This is a genomic window from Psychrobacter sp. M13 (assembly GCF_030718935.1).
In the GTDB taxonomy this organism is placed as follows: domain Bacteria; phylum Pseudomonadota; class Gammaproteobacteria; order Pseudomonadales; family Moraxellaceae; genus Psychrobacter; species Psychrobacter immobilis_G.
Genome location: NZ_CP132194.1, coordinates 959569 through 985919, shown reverse-complemented (window position 1 = coordinate 985919; position 26351 = coordinate 959569). Strand labels below are relative to the sequence as shown.

Here is a 26351-nt window from a genome sequence, read left to right as displayed (position 1 = left end):
CCTTTAGGAGTGATACCCATGTTATATCAAAATTATGTTGGTCGTTTTGGCAAAGCCTTATTATTAGGCGGTGTTTGCGCGGGCTTGCTTGCGGGCTGTAATCAAGCACCAACAGACGATCCTGATACTGTCGATGGCGCTGTAGGTGGCGACACCAGCTTGGCTATGAAAAACGTAGCTATCACGGCTATCGTTGAGCATCCAGCGCTAGATGATGTCCGTAAAGGGGTCATTGATGAGCTTGCTGAGCAAGGCTTTACCGAGGGCGAAAGCTTGACGGTTAATTTCCAAAGTGCCCAAGGTAATACTGCAACCGCAGGTCAGATTGCCAAGCAGTTTGTCGCTGATGAAGCTGATGTTATCGTCGCTATTGGTACACCATCGGCGCAATCTGTAGCTGCCGCTACTAGCACTATCCCGCTAGTATTCTCAGCAGTGACGGATCCAGTAGAAGCCAAGCTCGTCCCTACTCTTGATGGCTCTGGTACTAATGTCACTGGTGGTTCTGATGCGCTTCCTTATGAGCCACAAATTGAATTGATGCGTCAAATTATTCCAAGTCTGAAAAACGTCGGTTATGTCTATAGCCCAGGTGAAGTTAACTCAACGATTATCTTAAAGAATTTGAAAGAGAAATTGACTCCACTAGGTATTAATGTCTTAGAAGCGCCTGCTCAGCGTAGTAATGATATTGCTATGGCTGCTCGTAGCTTAGAGGGCAAAGTCGATATGATTTATACCTCAACGGACAATAACGTCGTCTCCGCTTATGAATCCTTGTATCAAGTCGCTAAAGAAAGTAAAATTCCGCTGATTGCTTCTGATACCAGCTCAGTTGAGCGTGGCGCTGTTGCAGCATTGGGCGTTGATTATTATAGCTTAGGTCGCGAGACAGGCAAAATTGTCGCTCGTATCTTAAACGGTGAAAAAGCAGGTGATATTCCAGTCTACACGCCGCAAATGCTGAATCTATATGTCAGTCCAAAGAACGCGAAAGAGCAAGGTACTACGTTGCCACAAGCGCTTATTGATGAAGCCAAAGAAGTGCTAGAATAAGTCGCTTGTTATCAGTGGCTTTGCGCTAGCTCTATTTGATTAGTGCTAGCTTGGCTTTAAACGATGATTTTATGAGTTAAGCATAATTATCGTCTGTTTTGACGCTATAATAGCGTTCTATGACTATATACATAGATATATATGGAGACAAGCTCAGCTATAACGTCTTAGGCTGGGCTTGTTTTTTATAGATTTTAGAATAAATACTTATGATTATCTGTTATTGTAACCTGTTCTGGTTCACCCTAACTGCAGATTGTTTGATCTGTTAAATTCACCGCTCAGTGGTTTGGCTCGTAGGATCTATAAAGGTTATTTATTTATAAATCATTTTTAATGCCAAACGCTTGATTATGACTTATTGATTACTTATGTCTTTAATTGCTTTTTTTGGTGCGCTTGAGAGTGGTCTAATCTACGGTCTAGTGGCGCTTGGCGTGCTGATCTCATTTCGTACTTTGGACTTTCCTGATTTGACCGCTGACGGTAGCTTTCCATTAGGCGGTGCGGTCGCTGGCATCTCTATTGTGGCTGGGGTCAATCCTTGGTTAGCTTGTCTTTTCGGTATGCTGGCAGGCTCAGTCGCAGGTATCGTGACCGCTTGGCTACACGTCAAGCTCGGTATCTTGCAGCTATTAGCCAGTATCTTAGTGATGGTCGCGCTATATTCGGTCAACCTACGTATTATGGGCGCGCCGAATTTGCCACTGCTAGGCGAGACTACCGTGTTTAGCTCGCTAGTCACTGATGGAAACGGTTATTGGATGCGCTGTTTGATCATCGGCGCTGTAGTCATTATTGCCAAGCTCTTATTAGACTGGTTTTATAGTACAGAAACCGGTCTATCTATGCGCGCTACAGGCTCTAACTTACGGATGGCACAGGCACAGGGCATCAATACCTCGTGGATGACTATCACAGGTATGGCGGTCTCAAACGGGTTGATTGCTTTGGCAGGAGCGCTGTTTGTACAGACTCAAGGTGGCGCTGATATCTCCATCGGTATCGGTACTATTGTTATCGGTCTAGCTGCGGTTATCATTGGTGAGACGATTATTCCAGCCAAGCGTATTTGGTTAATCACCTTGGCTGTCATCCTAGGTGCGGTACTGTACAAGCTATTTATTCAGGTAGCACTATCCAGCGACTCCCTACGCAGTATCGGCTTTGGGCCGCAAGACTTAAACTTGATCACTGCCCTATTGGTCGTCATTGCCCTAGTCTTACCAAAAGCTAAGGGTAAGTTTATGAGTCGTAAATTACGAGTCTGAGAATTAGCTTATGTCTTATAAGCAAACCCTAAAATAAGTCTATTACATAGTAATTAAAGCGCAGCCAAGAGATGCATTATTAATTAGGTTTAGTCATATCATTCTATCGTAGCTATAACAATTAATAAGCGCTCATTGGCCAAAAAGCAAGCAGAAGGAATAACGATTATGATGCAAGCTAAAGATTTGCGCTTGACCTTTAATCCAGGCACGCCCATCGAAAACCCTGCATTGCGCGGTATCGATCTCAATATTGCTGACGGTGAATTTGTGACCGTGATTGGTACCAATGGCGCGGGTAAATCGACTTTTTTAAACGCAGTCAGTGGCACAACGCGAGTCGATAGTGGTTCTATTTTATTAAACGGCATCGATGTCACCAAAAAGTCTGCGCATCAGCGCGCTCATTGGGTTGCCCGTGTATTCCAAGACCCGATGGCAGGGACTTGTGAGGCGCTGACCATTGAAGAGAATATGGCATTAGCCTATAAGCGCGGTGGCAAGCGCGGGCTTAGTTTTGCGCTAAACCCCAATAACCGCGATCTGTTCAGAGAAAAGCTCTCCGTCTTAAAGCTTGGACTTGAGAACCGTCTTACCGATAGAATGGGTCTGTTATCGGGTGGTCAACGCCAAGCGGTCAGCCTGCTTATGGCTTCCCTGCAACCGTCCAAAATCTTACTACTCGATGAGCATACCGCAGCGCTTGATCCCAAGACTGCGGCCTTTGTATTAGAGTTAACGGACAAAATCGTCACCGATAATAATCTGACCACAATGATGGTGACTCACTCTATGCAGCAGGCGCTAGCCCACGGTACACGTACGGTTATGTTGCATCAAGGACAAGTGGTACTCGATGTCGCTGGCGATAAGCGCCAAGGTATGACCGTCCATGATCTGCTCGATATGTTTGAGCAAACGCGTGGTGAAAAAGTCGATGATGATAGTTTGATTTTGAGTTAATATTTATCCCAACGTATATAGTAATAGATGCCTACCTTTGAGTAGGCATTTTTTATGGCATTAACATTCAATGGTGTCAAAAATTGTCAGTTTGACAGAACTCTATGTCGATGTAGCTATCGATGTAGGGTTTTGTTATATCCAAAATCTCGATAAAAAGCCCTTTATTGTATATTTTTCACCTAGCCAGTGTGTCTTGAGATATGGCATAACAATTGCATATTTAAATTAGACACTATAACCGAGTAAAAGAGATTATCAGTGACAAAATCTGGGAAAATTAACACTAACCTCCTGATTAAAATACATAAATTCTTATTTAGACAACCTTATTGAATTTAAATATCAAGGGGAAATTCTATCGATTATCCGACGAACGGTAGTAAAACGTCTATGAAAGGTGATAATATTTTGTAATTAGAAGTATTTTTATCAAAGCAATGTGTTTCATTAGTATAGATATACCACTCAAATCTTACAGATCATACAAACAATTACGCTCTTAGTTCAGCTTTATTTAGAGTCTTAATTTTATTTTATTAATTTAGAAAATACTAAAAACGTATCATTTTTATCTCTAAAACTATTAGTAATCACATCACTACATGGGAAGTAATGTTATGAATCGCAATTATAAAGTTATCTGGAATCGTGCGCTTGGCTGCTTTACCGCTGTTGCAGAATATGCTAAGAGCCGTGGCAAGTCATCTAGTGGTTCGATTAGCTCAAGATCAGGAGCATCGGCAGCGATCGACTCAGGTGCCAAATTATTACGCTTGACGGCGATATGTGCAGGGATTGCAGCCTCTGGGTTTAGTATACAGGCGGTAGCTGACTTTAGTATTCAAGCTAATACGCAAGCTGCGGAATTTATAGGTGATGGAGAGACGGTTACTTTTCAGGACGGCAACAGTAACATTAAGATTACCCGGTCTGGCAACACGATTTCTATCGCCACCTCGCAAGACCCAAATTTCGCTACAGTCACAACTACGGGCAATGCCAATGTAGGTGGTACGCTTAACGCTAATGGTGGCCTGACAGTTGCCGGTAATAAAACAGTAAGCATGGGCAATAACCAAGTGACCAATGTCGCTGATGGCACAGCTACAAAAGATGCCGTTAATTTCGGTCAGTTGGATGCGGTTAAAACAACCGCGACAAACGCTAATCAAGGCTGGAATATTCAAGCAAATAATGGTACCACACAGACGATTGCTCCTGGAGCTACGGTAAATTTCACTAACGGTGCTAATATTGCAATCACCCGCAACGGTAATACGATTTCTATTGCCACCTCTTTAAACCCAAGTTTCAGTACAGTCACGACTACAGGTAACTTAGTGGTTGGTGGTAATCAGACAGTAGCAGGTACCTCTAGCATTACTGGCACACAAACTATCGGCGGTATGCTCAGCGCGAATGGCGGCTTGACCGTTGCTAGTAACAAAACAGTAAGCATGGGCGGCAATACGGTTACTAACGTCGGTGATGGTGATATCACTGAGACTAGTACGGATGCCATTAATGGTGGCAATCTTTATAACCAGCTGTTTACAACGTCAGACGGTATACGTTATTTTCACGCTAATTCTACAAAAGCCGATTCACAGGCTATTGGCGATGATTCGATAGCTATTGGCCCGACGTCTATAGCTAGTGGTATTGGTAGCTTTGCAGCCGGGTTTGGCGCCACCACTAGCGCTACAGCAGATAACAGTATTGCCTTAGGTAGTAGCGCTAGTGCCGATTTAGACTCTGGAACTGCTATAGGTAATCAGGCGCAATCTAAAGCTGAGAACGCTATTGCTATTGGTAAGCAAACCTTAGCTATAGGTAAAAACTCAACCTCGATTGGGGCAACTGGTGACCCCATTACGACTTTGAGCTTAACTGATAACAATACGGACTTGACAGCAATCAATGGCATTTCAGTAACAGCGACTGGGACACCGCTGAGTACTGATGGTACCTATAACCCTACAGCTGTAAGTAAAATTACTGAAATTGCTGGAGTTGCTGTTGATGATGCTGGTGTCAATCAGTTCATTACAGCACTAAAGGCTGGTGCCAACTTTGCATCAGGTGATAACAGCTTATCACTAGGCGTGGGTACCATCGCCGCTGGCAACTCCAGCGTTGCTATTGGTGATAGAGCTAGTGCTGCAGTCGATGCGGTAAGTATTGGACGTAATACAGTTGCTACAGGTAGCGCCGTTGGCATTGGTCCTGGCGCGACTGCAGCTGGCGCGAATAGCTTCGCTGGTGGCAAAAATGCTCAGGTAACGGCTGCTGGTAGTAATGCAGTAGCCATTGGTAACAATAGCCAAGCTGGACGCGGTGAAGCTCTGAATCCAGGTACAAGTCAGACTCTTGATCCCAGTGGCAAGAGTGCGGTAGCTATCGGCAATGGTGCTCAAGCCCAGATGGACTACGATGTGGCTATGGGTAAGGGCGCTGGCGCTGGATCGTTTGGGCTACCATCTGCTGATATCAGCAACGTTTATATCGGTGAAGAGGCTGGCTCGGGTGTGTTTGGCGGTGGACGTAATGTGGCTGTCGGTGCTAGAGCTGGTAAAGATCGTGCCGACGATAGTGATGAAAATGTCGCTATCGGTAATGAAGCTGGTCTTGAACGTGGAGGAAGTTTCAATATTGCTCTTGGTAACCAAGCAGGTAGCAGTAGTTCAATAGGTGCAACGGGAGCACTGTCGACTGATGATAGTATCTCTATAGGTAGATCATCTAATGCGTCGGCTAATGGTGCATTAGCTATGGGTGCCAACGCCGCTGCATCCGGAGAGAATAGTCTAGCACTAGGGATAAATGCCTCAACCAAAGGTTCAGGTTCTATAGCGCTCGGTGGCGGTTCGACTGCTGATATAGCGATTAACGTACCCTCAGCTACTGCTTATCTAACTGGTCAGACAGCCAGCTCTATCTTCTCCATCGGTAGTGAAAATACTGGTACGTTTCGCCGCATCATTAATGTCGCAGGTGGCGTAAAGAATACAGATGCTGCCAACGTTGGACAATTAAAGGAATTAGGCACTGAAGTGCAAGGGTTGTTTGGTGATGATGTTACCGTAAACCCAGATGGCAGCTTGTCATTCAGCCGAGATGGTGAAAACACGCTATCTGCTTATTTGACTAAAAACGGCTTGCCTACTGGTGGTATCCCAGGAAGCAGTGAGCCTAACGCTGTCGTATATGATGGACCTAGTCAAGAAAGCATTACTTTAGCAAACACACAAATTCGCAGAGTCGCTGATGGCATTAGTGATACTGATGCCGTCAACGTCAGACAGCTCAAAGAAGCTGGTCCACATTTTATTAGCGTCAATACAACAGAAAATGATACTAACTACACTAATAACGGTGCCAGCGGTACGGATGCTATTGCTATTGGTCCAACGCAAGGAGCGATTGGTGATTATAGTCTAGCCATTGGTCGACTATCCGTTGCAGAAGGGAACGATAGCTTAGCGATAGGTAGACAGTCTAGAAGTTTAAGCGAAAGCGCAACTGCCATCGGTCTAAAAGCACAAGCTGATGCTAAGCAGTCTATTGCTATTGGTCAGGACTCAAGAGTTGAGAGTCAAGCAGGTAACCCTGAAGCTAATAGTGGTATTGCTATTGGCTATGGAGCTCGAGTAACTAGAGAGCACGGCACTTCTATCGGACAGAATGCACTAAGTGAATCTGCGCAAGGACAGGCGTTTGGTTACCAATCCTACGTGCATCAAAATTCTAAGAACTCTAATGCTATTGGCAACCTTGCCGAGGTTGAAGAGGGTTCAGAAAGTGCCAACGCCATTGGTAATAATGCCAAGGTTAATAAAAACGCACAAAGTGCCAACGCTTTCGGTGATCGTGCGACAGTCAATGCGGGCGCTACTAGCTCTACGGCGATCGGTACTGGGGCAACGACTAGCGCTTCCAATGCCTATGCATTAGGTACAAACGCTCAGTCTAGTGGCACTAATGCTTATGCTCAAGGTAGTCAAGCAAAAGCCTTTGCAACCGATGCCTATGCTATAGGTAATAGCACGGAGTCTAGCGCAAACAGAGCTTATGCTATTGGCTCTGGTGCTAGAGCGACTCAAGCAACACCTGTTAGCGGTAAAGATGCTTTTGCCATTGGTACACAAGCTTCTGTCAATGAAGACAGTGCCTATGCTATAGGTAAAAATGCGACCTCTACCGCTGACAGCGGTTATGCTATCGGTAACACGGCGGCTTCTAGAAAGGCGAATTCGTTCGCTATTGGTTCAAATGCTAATACGAATGGCATCAATGCTTACGCGCTGGGTAATACGGCAAGTGCTACCGATGAAAGCGCAGTTGCTATAGGAACCAGTGCTGCTGCTAGTAAGCAAGATACCACCGCGATTGGTAGTAACGCTGCTGCTAGTGCACAAGATGCTATAGCTTTTGGCCGTGGATCAATAGCTAGCGAACAAGGTGCCATAGCATTTGGCCAGGGCGCTAAAGCCACTGCCAATGCCAATGATGTCGCACTAGGCACAGGGTCAAGAACTGATGCGGTAGTCAATACTGCAAATGCTACGATAGACAAAAATACCTATATCTACGCAGGCACTAATGCGAGTAGCACTGTTAGCGTAGGCACAGCAACAAATAAACGTACTGTTACTAATGTCGCAGCTGGTCGTGTGTCGGTAGATAGTACCGATGCTATCAATGGCTCTCAGCTCTTTGGCACGAATCAAGCAGTCAACGCACTGGCTAACAATCTAGACACTGCAGGACAAAGCGTTGCTAACTCTCTAGGTGGTACTTCAGCCTATAATGCAACTACTCATCAAGTCACTGCAGGTTTGAGAGCTAATGGTAATACTTATACTACCGTCGAAAGTGCCGTCCAATATGCCGCACAAGGTTGGGGAGTAAAAGTTAACACTAGCGCAGCGGATACCGTTTTACCGGGTGAAACGGTTCAGTTTGTTGATGGCAAAAACATCAAAGTCACTCGTGACAGTGACCAAGTCATTAAGGTTTCTACTGGTGATGAAGTTGAATTTACTAAGGTTACACTAGGTAGTGCTGTTCTGAACAATGCCGGCCTAACCTTAGGTACTGGCAACCCAAGCATCACCACATCTGGCATCAATGCCGGTAATAAAGTCATCTCAGGTGTCCTTGCAGGTGTTAATGCAACAGATGGGGTCAACGTCTCTCAGTTGAATGCAACTAATGCCGCTACTAGAACCATCGTAGCCGCAGGTACTAACGTTGCTAGTGTTACCGAAGCCACAAATACAACGACTGGTCAGAAGACTTATACCGTCAATGCTAATGGCGCTAAAACAGTTGCAGGCTCTGCTGCGCTTACCGTAGCTGAGACAGCACTTGCAGGTAACGTCACTCAAGCCTCTGTTGATCTAAGCGCTGCTACTAAAGCAAGCTTAGTCAAAGCAGATAACGCTGTACTGTATGACACTGCTGCTAAAGACCGTGTCACCCTTGGCAACGCTGGTACACCTGTCACTATCACTAACGTCGCGGCAGGTGCATTAAATACGACCTCTAAAGATGCGGTGAATGGTAGTCAGTTAAACGCTACTAACGATAATGTCACGACTAACGCGGGTAATATCACAACCCTACAGGGCGGCTTCACCTTACAAAGTAATGGTGCTAACGGCGCCGCTATCAAAGCAGGTGATACGGTTGATATTGGTACTGCGACCGGTGAAACTAACATCACTGTTAGCAAGATAGACAACGTCGTTGACTTTGCCTTAAATAAAAACCTAGATCTGAGTAATACAGGTAGCGTCACCGTAGGCAACAGCTTACTGAACACCAATGGACTGACCATCGCTGGTGGTCCAAGTATTACTACAGCGGGCATCAACGCAGGTGGCAAACAAATCACAGGCGTAGCCAGTGGTATTGGTAGCGACACTAACGCGGCAAACATTGGTGACCTAAATAACGCCGTGACAGGCGTCACCAACGCCGGCCTCAACTTCAAAGGTGACCGTGGCACTGCCATCAACCGTAAACTAGGTGACACTCTCAACATCACAGGCGGTGCAGCAACAGGAGCTGCCCTGACAACAGGTAACATCGGTATTCGTAACGATGGTAGCGAGGGTCTGATTGTCGAGCTAGCTCAAAAGCTCGATCTTGGCACAGATGGTAGCGTCAAAACTGGCAACAGCTTACTGAACAACATAGGCCTCACCATCGCTGGTGGTCCAAGTGTGACCACAGCGGGCATCAACGCAGGTAATCAAGTCATTACCGGTGTCGCAAATGGATCAGTGGCTGCCAACAGCAAAGAAGCCATCAATGGTGGACAGCTCAGTAGTGCAGCAGCAGCTGCCAAAACAGAAGTGGCTGCAGGGACTAATGTTGTTAATGCAGTCAAAACGACAGGCACTAACGGACAAGATATCTATACGATCAATGCTAAAGGTGCTAGCACCACAGCAGGATCAGGCGCAGTAACCGTCATCAACACGACAGACTCCGCTACTAACGTGACTAATGCAGCCGTCGACTTAAGTGACGCCAGTAAAGCAAGCTTAGTCAAAGCAGATAACGCTGTACTGTATGACACTGCTACTAAAGACCGTGTCACCCTTGGCAACGCTGGTACACCTGTCACTATCACTAACGTCGCGGCAGGTGCATTAAATACGACCTCTAAAGATGCGGTGAATGGTAGTCAGTTAAACGCTACTAACGATAATGTCACGACTAACGCAGGTAATATCACAACCCTACAGGGCGGCTTCACCTTACAAAGTAATGGTGCTAACGGCGCCGCTATCAAAGCAGGTGATACGGTTGATATTGGTACTGCGACAGGTGAAACTAACCTTACCGTTGCTAAAAACGGCAATGTCGTTGACTTTGCTCTCAACCCCGTTCTTACCGGTTTAACAAGCGTTACTGCTGGTAACAGCGTATTGAACACCAATGGCCTAACCTTAGGTACTGGCAACCCAAGCATCACCACATCTGGCATCAATGCCGGTAATAAAGTCATCACAGGTGTCCTTGCAGGTGTTAATGATACTGATGCGGTCAACGTCAACCAGCTAAGCGCTGCTAATACCGTTAATGCTGCAGCAAGAACCGCCGTAGCCGCAGGTACTAACGTTGCTAGTGTTACCGAAGCCACAAATACAACGACTGGTCAGAAGACTTATACCGTCAATGCTAATGGCGCTAAAACAGTTGCAGGCTCTGCTGCGCTTACCGTAGCTGAGACAGCACTTGCAGGTAACGTCACTCAAGCCTCTGTTGATCTAAGCGCTGCTACTAAAGCAAGCTTAGTCAAAGCAGATAACGCTGTACTGTATGACACTGCTGCTAAAGACCGTGTCACCCTTGGCAACGCTGGTACACCTGTCACTATCACTAACGTCGCGGCAGGTGCATTAAATACGACCTCTAAAGATGCGGTGAATGGTAGTCAGTTAAACGCTACTAACGATAATGTCACGACTAACGCAGGTAATATCACAACCCTACAGGGCGGCTTCACCTTACAAAGTAATGGTGCTAACGGCGCCGCTATCAAAGCAGGTGATACGGTTGATATTGGTACTGCGACAGGTGAAACTAACCTTACCGTTGCTAAAAACGGCAATGTCGTTGACTTTGCTCTCAACCCCGTTCTTACCGGTTTAACAAGCGTTACTGCTGGTAACAGCGTATTGAACACCAATGGCCTAACCTTAGGTACTGGCAACCCAAGCATCACCACATCTGGCATCAATGCCGGTAATAAAGTCATCTCAGGTGTCCTTGCAGGTGTTAATGCAACAGATGGGGTCAACGTCTCTCAGTTGAATGCAACTAATGCCGCTACTAGAACCATCGTAGCCGCAGGTACTAACGTTGCTAGTGTTACCGAAGCCACAAATACAACGACTGGTCAGAAGACTTATACCGTCAATGCTAATGGCGCTAAAACAGTTGCAGGCTCTGCTGCGCTTACCGTAGCTGAGACAGCACTTGCAGGTAACGTCACTCAAGCCTCTGTTGATCTAAGCGCTGCTACTAAAGCAAGCTTAGTCAAAGCAGATAACGCTGTACTGTATGACACTGCTGCTAAAGACCGTGTCACCCTTGGCAACGCTGGTACACCTGTCACTATCACTAACGTCGCGGCTGGCACCACTCCTACAGATGCAGTGAACTTTGGGCAGCTGACCACAACTAACAATAATGTCACGACTAACGCAGGTAATATCACAACCTTACAGGGCGGCTTCACCTTACAAAGTAATGGTGCTAACGGCGCCGCTATCAAAGCAGGTGATACGGTTGATATTGGTACTGCGACCGGTGAAACTAACATCACTGTTAGCAAGATAGACAACGTCGTTGACTTTGCCTTAAATAAAAACCTAGATCTGAGTAATACAGGTAGCGTCACCGTAGGCAACAGCTTACTGAACACCAATGGACTGACCATCGCTGGTGGTCCAAGTATTACTACAGCGGGCATCAACGCAGGTGGCAAACAAATCACAGGCGTAGCCAGTGGTATTGGTAGCGACACTAACGCGGCAAACATTGGTGACCTAAATAACGCCGTGACAGGCGTCACCAACGCCGGCCTCAACTTCAAAGGTGACCGTGGCACTGCCATCAACCGTAAACTAGGTGACACTCTCAACATCACAGGCGGTGCAGCAACAGGAGCTGCCCTGACAACAGGTAACATCGGTATTCGTAACGATGGTAGCGAGGGTCTGATTGTCGAGCTAGCTCAAAAGCTCGATCTTGGCACAGATGGTAGCGTCAAAACTGGCAACAGCTTACTGAACAACATAGGCCTCACCATCGCTGGTGGTCCAAGTGTGACCACAGCGGGCATCAACGCAGGTAATCAAGTCATTACCGGTGTCGCAAATGGATCAGTGGCTGCCAACAGCAAAGAAGCCATCAATGGTGGACAGCTCAGTAGTGCAGCAGCAGCTGCCAAAACAGAAGTGGCTGCAGGGACTAATGTTGTTAATGCAGTCAAAACGACAGGCACTAACGGACAAGATATCTATACGATCAATGCTAAAGGTGCTAGCACCACAGCAGGATCAGGTGCAGTAACCGTCATCAACACGACAGACTCCGCTACTAACGTGACTAATGCAGCCGTCGACTTAAGTGACGCCAGTAAAGCAAGCTTAGTCAAAGCAGATAACGCTGTACTGTATGACACTGCTACTAAAGACCGTGTCACCCTTGGCAACGCTGGTACACCTGTCACTATCACTAACGTCGCGGCAGGTGCATTAAATACGACCTCTAAAGATGCGGTGAATGGTAGTCAGTTAAACGCTACTAACGATAATGTCACGACTAACGCAGGTAATATCACAACCCTACAGGGCGGCTTCACCTTACAAAGTAATGGTGCTAACGGCGCCGCTATCAAAGCAGGTGATACGGTTGATATTGGTACTGCGACAGGTGAAACTAACCTTACCGTTGCTAAAAACGGCAATGTCGTTGACTTTGCTCTCAACCCCGTTCTTACCGGTTTAACAAGCGTTACTGCTGGTAACAGCGTATTGAACACCAATGGCCTAACCTTAGGTACTGGCAACCCAAGCATCACCACATCTGGCATCAATGCCGGTAATAAAGTCATCTCAGGTGTCCTTGCAGGTGTTAATGCAACAGATGGGGTCAACGTCTCTCAGTTGAATGCAACTAATGCCGCTACTAGAACCATCGTAGCCGCAGGTACTAACGTTGCTAGTGTTACCGAAGCCACAAATACAACGACTGGTCAGAAGACTTATACCGTCAATGCTAATGGCGCTAAAACAGTTGCAGGCTCTGCTGCGCTTACCGTAGCTGAGACAGCACTTGCAGGTAACGTCACTCAAGCCTCTGTTGATCTAAGCGCTGCTACTAAAGCAAGCTTAGTCAAAGCAGATAACGCTGTACTGTATGACACTGCTGCTAAAGACCGTGTCACCCTTGGCAACGCTGGTACACCTGTCACTATCACTAACGTCGCGGCAGGTGCATTAAATACGACCTCTAAAGATGCGGTGAATGGTAGTCAGTTAAACGCTACTAACGATAATGTCACGACTAACGCAGGTAATATCACAACCTTACAGGGCGGCTTCACCTTACAAAGTAATGGTGCTAACGGCGCCGCTATCAAAGCAGGTGATACGGTTGATATTGGTACTGCGACAGGTGAAACTAACCTTACCGTTGCTAAAAACGGCAATGTCGTTGACTTTGCTCTCAACCCCGTTCTTACCGGTTTAACAAGCGTTACTGCTGGTAACAGCGTATTGAACACCAATGGCCTAACCTTAGGTACTGGCAACCCAAGCATCACCACATCTGGCATCAATGCCGGTAATAAAGTCATCACAGGTGTCCTTGCAGGTGTTAATGATACTGATGCGGTCAACGTCAACCAGCTAAGCGCTGCTAATACCGCTAATGCTGCAGCAAGAACCGCCGTAGCCGCAGGTACTAACGTTGCTAGTGTTACCGAAGCCACAAATACAACGACTGGTCAGAAGACTTATACCGTCAATGCTAATGGCGCTAAAACAGTTGCAGGCTCTGCTGCGCTTACCGTAGCTGAGACAGCACTTGCAGGTAACGTCACTCAAGCCTCTGTTGATCTAAGCGCTGCTACTAAAGCAAGCTTAGTCAAAGCAGATAACGCTGTACTGTATGACACTGCTACTAAAGACCGTGTCACCCTTGGCAACGCTGGTACACCTGTCACTATCACTAACGTCGCGGCAGGTGCATTAAATACGACCTCTAAAGATGCGGTGAATGGTAGTCAGTTAAACGCTACTAACGATAATGTCACGACTAACGCAGGTAATATCACAACCCTACAGGGCGGCTTCACCTTACAAAGTAATGGTGCTAACGGCGCCGCTATCAAAGCAGGTGATACGGTTGATATTGGTACTGCGACAGGTGAAACTAACCTTACCGTTGCTAAAAACGGCAATGTCGTTGACTTTGCTCTCAACCCCGTTCTTACCGGTTTAACAAGCGTTACTGCTGGTAACAGCGTATTGAACACCAATGGCCTAACCTTAGGTACTGGCAACCCAAGCATCACCACATCTGGCATCAATGCCGGTAATAAAGTCATCTCAGGTGTCCTTGCAGGTGTTAATGCAACAGATGGGGTCAACGTCTCTCAGTTGAATGCAACTAATGCCGCTACTAGAACCATCGTAGCCGCAGGTACTAACGTTGCTAGTGTTACCGAAGCCACAAATACAACGACTGGTCAGAAGACTTATACCGTCAATGCTAATGGCGCTAAAACAGTTGCAGGCTCTGCTGCGCTTACCGTAGCTGAGACAGCACTTGCAGGTAACGTCACTCAAGCCTCTGTTGATCTAAGCGCTGCTACTAAAGCAAGCTTAGTCAAAGCAGATAACGCTGTACTGTATGACACTGCTGCTAAAGACCGTGTCACCCTTGGCAACGCTGGTACACCTGTCACTATCACTAACGTCGCGGCAGGTGCATTAAATACGACCTCTAAAGATGCGGTGAATGGTAGTCAGTTAAACGCTACTAACGATAATGTCACGACTAACGCAGGTAATATCACAACCCTACAGGGCGGCTTCACCTTACAAAGTAATGGTGCTAACGGCGCCGCTATCAAAGCAGGTGATACGGTTGATATTGGTACTGCGACAGGTGAAACTAACCTTACCGTTGCTAAAAACGGCAATGTCGTTGACTTTGCTCTCAACCCCGTTCTTACCGGTTTAACAAGCGTTACTGCTGGTAACAGCGTATTGAACACCAATGGCCTAACCTTAGGTACTGGCAACCCAAGCATCACCACATCTGGCATCAATGCCGGTAATAAAGTCATCACAGGTGTCCTTGCAGGTGTTAATGATACTGATGCGGTCAACGTCAACCAGCTAAGCGCTGCTAATACCGCTAATGCTGCAGCAAGAACCGCCGTAGCCGCAGGTACTAACGTTGCTAGTGTTACCGAAGCCACAAATACAACGACTGGTCAGAAGACTTATACCGTCAATGCTAATGGCGCTAAAACAGTTGCAGGCTCTGCTGCGCTTACCGTAGCTGAGACAGCACTTGCAGGTAACGTCACTCAAGCCTCTGTTGATCTAAGCGCTGCTACTAAAGCAAGCTTAGTCAAAGCAGATAACGCTGTACTGTATGACACTGCTGCTAAAGACCGTGTCACCCTTGGCAACGCTGGTACACCTGTCACTATCACTAACGTCGCGGCAGGTGCATTAAATACGACCTCTAAAGATGCGGTGAATGGTAGTCAGTTAAACGCTACTAACGATAATGTCACGACTAACGCAGGTAATATCACAACCCTACAGGGCGGCTTCACCTTACAAAGTAATGGTGCTAACGGCGCCGCTATCAAAGCAGGTGATACGGTTGATATTGGTACTGCGACAGGTGAAACTAACCTTACCGTTGCTAAAAACGGCAATGTCGTTGACTTTGCTCTCAACCCCGTTCTTACCGGTTTAACAAGCGTTACTGCTGGTAACAGCGTATTGAACACCAATGGCCTAACCTTAGGTACTGGCAACCCAAGCATCACCACATCTGGCATCAATGCCGGTAATAAAGTCATCTCAGGTGTCCTTGCAGGTGTTAATGCAACAGATGGGGTCAACGTCTCTCAGTTGAATGCAACTAATGCCGCTACTAGAACCATCGTAGCCGCAGGTACTAACGTTGCTAGTGTTACCGAAGCCACAAATACAACGACTGGTCAGAAGACTTATACCGTCAATGCTAATGGCGCTAAAACAGTTGCAGGCTCTGCTGCGCTTACCGTAGCTGAGACAGCACTTGCAGGTAACGTCACTCAAGCCTCTGTTGATCTAAGCGCTGCTACTAAAGCAAGCTTAGTCAAAGCAGATAACGCTGTACTGTATGACACTGCTGCTAAAGACCGTGTCACCCTTGGCAACGCTGGTACACCTGTCACTATCACTAACGTCGCGGCAGGTGCATTAAATACGACCTCTAAAGATGCGGTGAATGGTAGTCAGTTAAACGCTACTAACGATAATGTCACGACTAACGCGGGTAATATCACAACCCTACAGGGCGGCTTCACCTTACAAAGTAATGGTGCTAACGGCGCCGCTATCAAAGCAGGTGATACGGTTGATATTGGTACTGCGACCGGTGAAACTAACATCACTGTTAGCAAGATAGACAACGTCGTTGACTTTGCCTTAAATAAAAACCTAGATCTGAGTAATACAGGTAGCGTCACCGTAGGCAACAGCTTACTGAACACCAATGGACTGACCATCGCTGGTGGTCCAAGTATTACTACAGCGGGCATCAACGCAGGTGGCAAACAAATCACAGGCGTAGCCAGTGGTATTGGTAGCGACACTAACGCGGCAAACATTGGTGACCTAAATAACGCCGTGACAGGCGTCACCAACGCCGGCCTCAACTTCAAAGGTGACCGTGGCACTGCCATCAACCGTAAACTAGGTGACACTCTCAACATCACAGGCGGTGCAGCAACAGGAGCTGCCCTGACAACAGGTAACATCGGTATTCGTAACGATGGTAGCGAGGGTCTGATTGTCGAGCTAGCTCAAAAGCTCGATCTTGGCACAGATGGTAGCGTCAAAACTGGCAACAGCTTACTGAACAACATAGGCCTCACCATCGCTGGTGGTCCAAGTGTGACCACAGCGGGCATCAACGCAGGTAATCAAGTCATTACCGGTGTCGCAAATGGATCAGTGGCTGCCAACAGCAAAGAAGCCATCAATGGTGGACAGCTCAGTAGTGCAGCAGCAGCTGCCAAAACAGAAGTGGCTGCAGGGACTAATGTTGTTAATGCAGTCAAAACGACAGGCACTAACGGACAAGATATCTATACGATCAATGCTAAAGGTGCTAGCACCACAGCAGGATCAGGCGCAGTAACCGTCATCAACACGACAGACTCCGCTACTAACGTGACTAATGCAGCCGTCGACTTAAGTGACGCCAGTAAAGCAAGCTTAGTCAAAGCAGATAACGCTGTACTGTATGACACTGCTACTAAAGACCGTGTCACCCTTGGCAACGCTGGTACACCTGTCACTATCACTAACGTCGCGGCAGGTGCATTAAATACGACCTCTAAAGATGCGGTGAATGGTAGTCAGTTAAACGCTACTAACGATAATGTCACGACTAACGCAGGTAATATCACAACCCTACAGGGCGGCTTCACCTTACAAAGTAATGGTGCTAACGGCGCCGCTATCAAAGCAGGTGATACGGTTGATATTGGTACTGCGACAGGTGAAACTAACCTTACCGTTGCTAAAAACGGCAATGTCGTTGACTTTGCTCTCAACCCCGTTCTTACCGGTTTAACAAGCGTTACTGCTGGTAACAGCGTATTGAACACCAATGGCCTAACCTTAGGTACTGGCAACCCAAGCATCACCACATCTGGCATCAATGCCGGTAATAAAGTCATCACAGGTGTCCTTGCAGGTGTTAATGATACTGATGCGGTCAACGTCAACCAGCTAAGCGCTGCTAATACCGCTAATGCTGCAGCAAGAACCGCCGTAGCCGCAGGTACTAACGTTGCTAGTGTTACCGAAGCCACAAATACAACGACTGGTCAGAAGACTTATACCGTCAATGCTAATGGCGCTAAAACAGTTGCAGGCTCTGCTGCGCTTACCGTAGCTGAGACAGCACTTGCAGGTAACGTCACTCAAGCCTCTGTTGATCTAAGCGCTGCTACTAAAGCAAGCTTAGTCAAAGCAGATAACGCTGTACTGTATGACACTGCTGCTAAAGACCGTGTCACCCTTGGCAACGCTGGTACACCTGTCACTATCACTAACGTCGCGGCTGGCACCACTCCTACAGATGCAGTGAACTTTGGGCAGCTGACCACAACTAACAATAATGTCACGACTAACGCAGGTAATATCACAACCTTACAGGGCGGCTTCACCTTACAAAGTAATGGTGCTAACGGCGCCGCTATCAAAGCAGGTGATACGGTTGATATTGGTACTGCGACCGGTGAAACTAACATCACTGTTAGCAAGATAGACAACGTCGTTGACTTTGCCTTAAATAAAAACCTAGATCTGAGTAATACAGGTAGCGTCACCGTAGGCAACAGCTTACTGAACACCAATGGACTGACCATCGCTGGTGGTCCAAGTATTACTACAGCGGGCATCAACGCAGGTGGCAAACAAATCACAGGCGTAGCCAGTGGTATTGGTAGCGACACTAACGCGGCAAACATTGGTGACCTAAATAACGCCGTGACAGGCGTCACCAACGCCGGCCTCAACTTCAAAGGTGACCGTGGCACTGCCATCAACCGTAAACTAGGTGACACTCTCAACATCACAGGCGGTGCAGCAACAGGAGCTGCCCTGACAACAGGTAACATCGGTATTCGTAACGATGGTAGCGAGGGTCTGATTGTCGAGCTAGCTCAAAAGCTCGATCTTGGCACAGATGGTAGCGTCAAAACTGGCAACAGCTTACTGAACAACATAGGCCTCACCATCGCTGGTGGTCCAAGTGTGACCACAGCGGGCATCAACGCAGGTAATCAAGTCATTACCGGTGTCGCAAATGGATCAGTGGCTGCCAACAGCAAAGAAGCCATCAATGGTGGACAGCTCAGTAGTGCAGCAGCAGCTGCCAAAACAGAAGTGGCTGCAGGGACTAATGTTGTTAATGCAGTCAAAACGACAGGCACTAACGGACAAGATATCTATACGATCAATGCTAAAGGTGCTAGCACCACAGCAGGATCAGGTGCAGTAACCGTCATCAACACGACAGACTCCGCTACTAACGTGACTAATGCAGCCGTCGACTTAAGTGACGCCAGTAAAGCAAGCTTAGTCAAAGCAGATAACGCTGTACTGTATGACACTGCTACTAAAGACCGTGTCACCCTTGGCAACGCTGGTACACCTGTCACTATCACTAACGTCGCGGCAGGTGCATTAAATACGACCTCTAAAGATGCGGTGAATGGTAGTCAGTTAAACGCTACTAACGATAATGTCACGACTAACGCAGGTAATATCACAACCCTACAGGGCGGCTTCACCTTACAAAGTAATGGTGCTAACGGCGCCGCTATCAAAGCAGGTGATACGGTTGATATTGGTACTGCGACAGGTGAAACTAACCTTACCGTTGCTAAAAACGGCAATGTCGTTGACTTTGCTCTCAACCCCGTTCTTACCGGTTTAACAAGCGTTACTGCTGGTAACAGCGTATTGAACACCAATGGCCTAACCTTAGGTACTGGCAACCCAAGCATCACCACATCTGGCATCAATGCCGGTAATAAAGTCATCTCAGGTGTCCTTGCAGGTGTTAATGCAACAGATGGGGTCAACGTCTCTCAGTTGAATGCAACTAATGCCGCTACTAGAACCATCGTAGCCGCAGGTACTAACGTTGCTAGTGTTACCGAAGCCACAAATACAACGACTGGTCAGAAGACTTATACCGTCAATGCTAATGGCGCTAAAACAGTTGCAGGCTCTGCTGCGCTTACCGTAGCTGAGACAGCACTTGCAGGTAACGTCACTCAAGCCTCTGTTGATCTAAGCGCTGCTACTAAAGCAAGCTTAGTCAAAGCAGATAACGCTGTACTGTATGACACTGCTGCTAAAGACCGTGTCACCCTTGGCAACGCTGGTACACCTGTCACTATCACTAACGTCGCGGCAGGTGCATTAAATACGACCTCTAAAGATGCGGTGAATGGTAGTCAGTTAAACGCTACTAACGATAATGTCACGACTAACGCGGGTAATATCACAACCCTACAGGGCGGCTTCACCTTACAAAGTAATGGTGCTAACGGCGCCGCTATCAAAGCAGGTGATACGGTTGATATTGGTACTGCGACCGGTGAAACTAACATCACTGTTAGCAAGATAGACAACGTCGTTGACTTTGCCTTAAATAAAAACCTAGATCTGAGTAATACAGGTAGCGTCACCGTAGGCAACAGCTTACTGAACACCAATGGACTGACCATCGCTGGTGGTCCAAGTATTACTACAGCGGGCATCAACGCAGGTGGCAAACAAATCACAGGCGTAGCCAGTGGTATTGGTAGCGACACTAACGCGGCAAACATTGGTGACCTAAATAACGCCGTGACAGGCGTCACCAACGCCGGCCTCAACTTCAAAGGTGACCGTGGCACTGCCATCAACCGTAAACTAGGTGACACTCTCAACATCACAGGCGGTGCAGCAACAGGAGCTGCCCTGACAACAGGTAACATCGGTATTCGTAACGATGGTAGCGAGGGTCTGATTGTCGAGCTAGCTCAAAAGCTCGATCTTGGCACAGATGGTAGCGTCAAAACTGGCAACAGCTTACTGAACAACATAGGCCTCACCATCGCTGGTGGTCCAAGTGTGACCACAGCGGGCATCAACGCAGGTAATCAAGTCATTACCGGTGTCGCAAATGGATCAGTGGCTGCCAACAGCAAAGAAGCCATCAATGGTGGACAGCTCAGTAGTGCAGCAGCAGCTGCCAAAACAGAAGTGGCTGCAGGGACTAATGTTGTTAATGCAGTCAAAACGACAGGCACTAACGGACAAGATATCTATACGATCAATGCTAAAGGTGCTAGCACCACAGCAGGATCAGGCGCAGTAACCGTCATCAACACGACAGACTCCGCTACTAACGTGACTAATGCAGCCGTCGACTTAAGTGACGCCAGTAAAGCAAGCTTAGTCAAAGCAGATAACGCTGTACTGTATGACACTGCTACTAAAGACCGTGTCACCCTTGGCAACGCTGGTACACCTGTCACTATCACTAACGTCGCGGCAGGTGCATTAAATACGACCTCTAAAGATGCGGTGAATGGTAGTCAGTTAAACGCTACTAACGATAATGTCACGACTAACGCAGGTAATATCACAACCCTACAGGGCGGCTTCACCTTACAAAGTAATGGTGCTAACGGCGCCGCTATCAAAGCAGGTGATACGGTTGATATTGGTACTGCGACAGGTGAAACTAACCTTACCGTTGCTAAAAACGGCAATGTCGTTGACTTTGCTCTCAACCCCGTTCTTACCGGTTTAACAAGCGTTACTGCTGGTAACAGCGTATTGAACACCAATGGCCTAACCTTAGGTACTGGCAACCCAAGCATCACCACATCTGGCATCAATGCCGGTAATAAAGTCATCACAGGTGTCCTTGCAGGTGTTAATGATACTGATGCGGTCAACGTCAACCAGCTAAGCGCTGCTAATACCGCTAATGCTGCAGCAAGAACCGCCGTAGCCGCAGGTACTAACGTTGCTAGTGTTACCGAAGCCACAAATACAACGACTGGTCAGAAGACTTATACCGTCAATGCTAATGGCGCTAAAACAGTTGCAGGCTCTGCTGCGCTTACCGTAGCTGAGACAGCACTTGCAGGTAACGTCACTCAAGCCTCTGTTGATCTAAGCGCTGCTACTAAAGCAAGCTTAGTCAAAGCAGATAACGCTGTACTGTATGACACTGCTGCTAAAGACCGTGTCACCCTTGGCAACGCTGGTACACCTGTCACTATCACTAACGTCGCGGCTGGCACCACTCCTACAGATGCAGTGAACTTTGGGCAGCTGACCACAACTAACAATAATGTCACGACTAACGCAGGTAATATCACAACCTTACAGGGCGGCTTCACCTTACAAAGTAATGGTGCTAACGGCGCCGCTATCAAAGCAGGTGATACGGTTGATATTGGTACTGCGACCGGTGAAACTAACATCACTGTTAGCAAGATAGACAACGTCGTTGACTTTGCCTTAAATAAAAACCTAGATCTGAGTAATACAGGTAGCGTCACCGTAGGCAACAGCTTACTGAACACCAATGGACTGACCATCGCTGGTGGTCCAAGTATTACTACAGCGGGCATCAACGCAGGTGGCAAACAAATCACAGGCGTAGCCAGTGGTATTGGTAGCGACACTAACGCGGCAAACATTGGTGACCTAAATAACGCCGTGACAGGCGTCACCAACGCCGGCCTCAACTTCAAAGGTGACCGTGGCACTGCCATCAACCGTAAACTAGGTGACACTCTCAACATCACAGGCGGTGCAGCAACAGGAGCTGCCCTGACAACAGGTAACATCGGTATTCGTAACGATGGTAGCGAGGGTCTGATTGTCGAGCTAGCTCAAAAGCTCGATCTTGGCACAGATGGTAGCGTCAAAACTGGCAACAGCTTACTGAACAACATAGGCCTCACCATCGCTGGTGGTCCAAGTGTGACCACAGCGGGCATCAACGCAGGTAATCAAGTCATTACCGGTGTCGCAAATGGATCAGTGGCTGCCAACAGCAAAGAAGCCATCAATGGTGGACAGCTCAGTAGTGCAGCAGCAGCTGCCAAAACAGAAGTGGCTGCAGGGACTAATGTTGTTAATGCAGTCAAAACGACAGGCACTAACGGACAAGATATCTATACGATCAATGCTAAAGGTGCTAGCACCACAGCAGGATCAGGTGCAGTAACCGTCATCAACACGACAGACTCCGCTACTAACGTGACTAATGCAGCCGTCGACTTAAGTGACGCCAGTAAAGCAAGCTTAGTCAAAGCAGATAACGCTGTACTGTATGACACTGCTACTAAAGACCGTGTCACCCTTGGCAACGCTGGTACACCTGTCACTATCACTAACGTCGCGGCAGGTGCATTAAATACGACCTCTAAAGATGCGGTGAATGGTAGTCAGTTAAACGCTACTAACGATAATGTCACGACTAACGCAGGTAATATCACAACCCTACAGGGCGGCTTCACCTTACAAAGTAATGGTGCTAACGGCGCCGCTATCAAAGCAGGTGATACGGTTGATATTGGTACTGCGACAGGTGAAACTAACCTTACCGTTGCTAAAAACGGCAATGTCGTTGACTTTGCTCTCAACCCCGTTCTTACCGGTTTAACAAGCGTTACTGCTGGTAACAGCGTATTGAACACCAATGGCCTAACCTTAGGTACTGGCAACCCAAGCATCACCACATCTGGCATCAATGCCGGTAATAAAGTCATCTCAGGTGTCCTTGCAGGTGTTAATGCAACAGATGGGGTCAACGTCTCTCAGTTGAATGCAACTAATGCCGCTACTAGAACCATCGTAGCCGCAGGTACTAACGTTGCTAGTGTTACCGAAGCCACAAATACAACGACTGGTCAGAAGACTTATACTGTCAATGCTGATGCTACGACAGTATCTAGTACCACGCCTAGCGCTATCACAGTCACCCCTGGCACCAAAAGTACTGCCAATGTGACAGACTTCGCGGTTGATCTAAGCGCTGCTACTAAAGCAAGCTTAGTCAAAGCAGATAACGCTGTACTGTATGACACTGCTGCTAAAGACCGTGTCACCCTTGGCAACGCTGGTACACCTGTCACTATCACTAACGTCGCGGCTGGCACCACTCCTACAGATGCAGTGAACTTTGGGCAGCTGACCACAACTAACAATAATGTCACGACTAACGCAGGTAATATCACAACCTTACAGGGCGGCTTCACCTTACAAAGTAATGGTGCTAACGGCGCCGCTATCAAAGCAGGTGATACGGTTGATATTGGTACTGCGACCGGTGAAACTAACATCACTGTTAGCAAGATAGACAACGTCGTTGACTTTGCCTTAAATAAAAACCTAGATCTGAGTAATACAGGTAGCGTCACCGTAGGCAACAGCTTACTGAACACCAATGGACTGACCATCGCTGGTGGTCCAAGTATTACTACAGCGGGCATCAACGCAGGTGGCAAACAAATCACAGGCGTAGCCAGTGGTATTGGTAGCGACACTAACGCGGCAAACATTGGTGACCTAAATAACGCCGTGACAGGCGTCACCAACGCCGGCCTCAACTTCAAAGGTGACCGTGGCACTGCCATCAACCGTAAACTAGGTGACACTCTCAACATCACAGGCGGTGCAGCAACAGGAGCTGCCCTGACAACAGGTAACATCGGTATTCGTAACGATGGTAGCGAGGGTCTGATTGTCGAGCTAGCTCAAAAGCTCGATCTTGGCACAGATGGTAGCGTCAAAACTGGCAACAGCTTACTGAACAACATAGGCCTCACCATCGCTGGTGGTCCAAGTGTGACCACAGCGGGCATCAACGCAGGTAATCAAGTCATTACCGGTGTCGCAAATGGATCAGTGGCTGCCAACAGCAAAGAAGCCATCAATGGTGGACAGCTGTTTAATCAAGGTACAGGCGTCAACACTATTATTGGTGGCGATACCATCTATGACCCAACGACTGGTACATTTACCAATAAAAATATTGGCAACACTGGTAAAAATAACATCAATGATGCTATTCAATCTGTCGGACAAGCGGCTACTGCTGCCAAAACCACAGTGACTCAAGGTAAAAACATCACTGTTACTAAGACCACAGATTTAACTACTGGTGCCGACAACTATGAAGTGACGACTGCTAAAGACCTTGTTGTCGATAGCGTCACTACAGGTAATACAGTGACTAATAATAATGGTGTCAAAGTTAACGATGGTGCAGGTAATAGCAGCACTATGACTACTGCAGGTACTACCGTTACTAATGCTGCTGGCAATTCTGCTAACTATGGTGCAAATGGTATCGTTGCTGGCAACAATAACGATCGCAAGAGCACTATCGTCAACCAAGATGGCATAAGTTTTACAGATGCCAATGGCGATGCGACTGGACCGACGATCACTACAGGTGGGATCAATGCAGGCAACACCGTTATCACTAATATTGCAAAAGGTACCGTTGCTAATAACAGCAAAGACGCGGTGAACGGTGGTCAGCTCAATGCTACCGCAGGCTCTATTACCAACGTCATTGGCGGTAATGCAACCAATGTAGGTGGTATCGTAACCACTACTGACATTGGCGGTACAGGTAAAGACACCATCGATGACGCTATCAAAGCTATTAACACCAAAGCCGCTCAAGCCAAATCAACCGTGACCGAAGGTGACAATATTCTTGTCACTAAGTCTACTAATGCAGATGGCTCTACTGACTATAAGGTTGCAACATCAAAAGACCTTAACGTTGATAGCGTGACCGCAGGCGATAACGTGCTAAATGGTGACGGCCTAACCGTAGGTGACACCACAGTCAAGAAGGACGGTCTAACCATCACCGGCGGTGACAAAGGTGATGTGACTCTAGGCAATGCAGGTCTTAATAATGGCGGCAATGTCATCACAGGTGTCGGTGCTGGTAAAAATGACACCGATGCCGTTAACGTCGGTCAGCTAAATAATGTCGTTGCAGGCGCTAACAAAGGCTTCAATGTCACCGTTCAAGGGGACAACTCCTCGAATGTGGCCAATGGCGGCACCGTTGACTTTAACAATCAAGATGGCAACATCAAAGTCACAAAACCTGCTAATGGTAATGAGATCAGCTTTGACTTAAATGGCGATATCAAAGTAGACAGCGTCACAACGGGTAATACAGTCGTTAATAACGACGGTGTGACTATCAAAGACGGTCCAAGCATCACTGCTACTAATGGCATTAATGCAGGTGGTAAAGTGGTGACTGGCGTTGCTGATGGTATCGCACCCACAGATGCTGTTAACGTTGGTCAGTTAACGACTCTAGGTAATAATCTTGGCGGCGCAATCAACGATTTAGGTAATAGAATTGGCGAAGTAGAAGATGACGCTAATGCTGGTACATCAGCTGCTATGGCAATGTCGTCAATACCTCAAGCATTCTTACCAGGTCGCTCCATGATTGGTGGTGGTATTGCAACCTACAACGGTCAAAGCGCAGTCGCTGTGGGTCTATCGAAAGTCTCTGACAACGGTCGTTGGGTGATGAAATTGAATGGTACAGCAGATACCCAAGGTAATGCTGGCGGCTCAGTAGGCGCAGGCTTCCACTTCTAAGATCAGTATTAATGCTCTGCTAAACCTCTTCATCTTGTATTCATATGAGATGAAGAGCCATTTT

At 47.4% G+C, this 26351-nt stretch carries 4 protein-coding genes; all 4 read left to right on the top strand.

The genetic code is table 11. The annotated features are described in order from the left end of the window. Positions 1 to 18 precede the first annotated feature (18 nt). Entirely contained in the window at positions 19 to 1056 is a 1038-nt protein-coding gene (locus Q9G97_RS04175; protein WP_305899834.1) for an ABC transporter substrate-binding protein, read from the top strand. A gap of 371 nt (positions 1057 to 1427) precedes the next feature. After that, entirely contained in the window at positions 1428 to 2327 is a 900-nt protein-coding gene (locus Q9G97_RS04170) for an ABC transporter permease (protein ID WP_201572571.1), read from the top strand. A gap of 168 nt (positions 2328 to 2495) precedes the next feature. Then, a complete protein-coding gene (locus Q9G97_RS04165; protein ID WP_305899833.1) occupies positions 2496 to 3290 on the top strand; it encodes an ABC transporter ATP-binding protein in 795 nt (264 codons plus the stop codon). 620 nt (positions 3291 to 3910) lie between these two features. Continuing rightward, positions 3911 to 26287 carry an ESPR-type extended signal peptide-containing protein gene (locus Q9G97_RS04160; protein ID WP_305899832.1) on the top strand — a complete coding sequence of 7459 codons (22377 nt, stop codon included), beginning with the start codon at positions 3911 to 3913 and terminating at the stop codon, positions 26285 to 26287. Positions 26288 to 26351 lie beyond the last annotated feature (64 nt).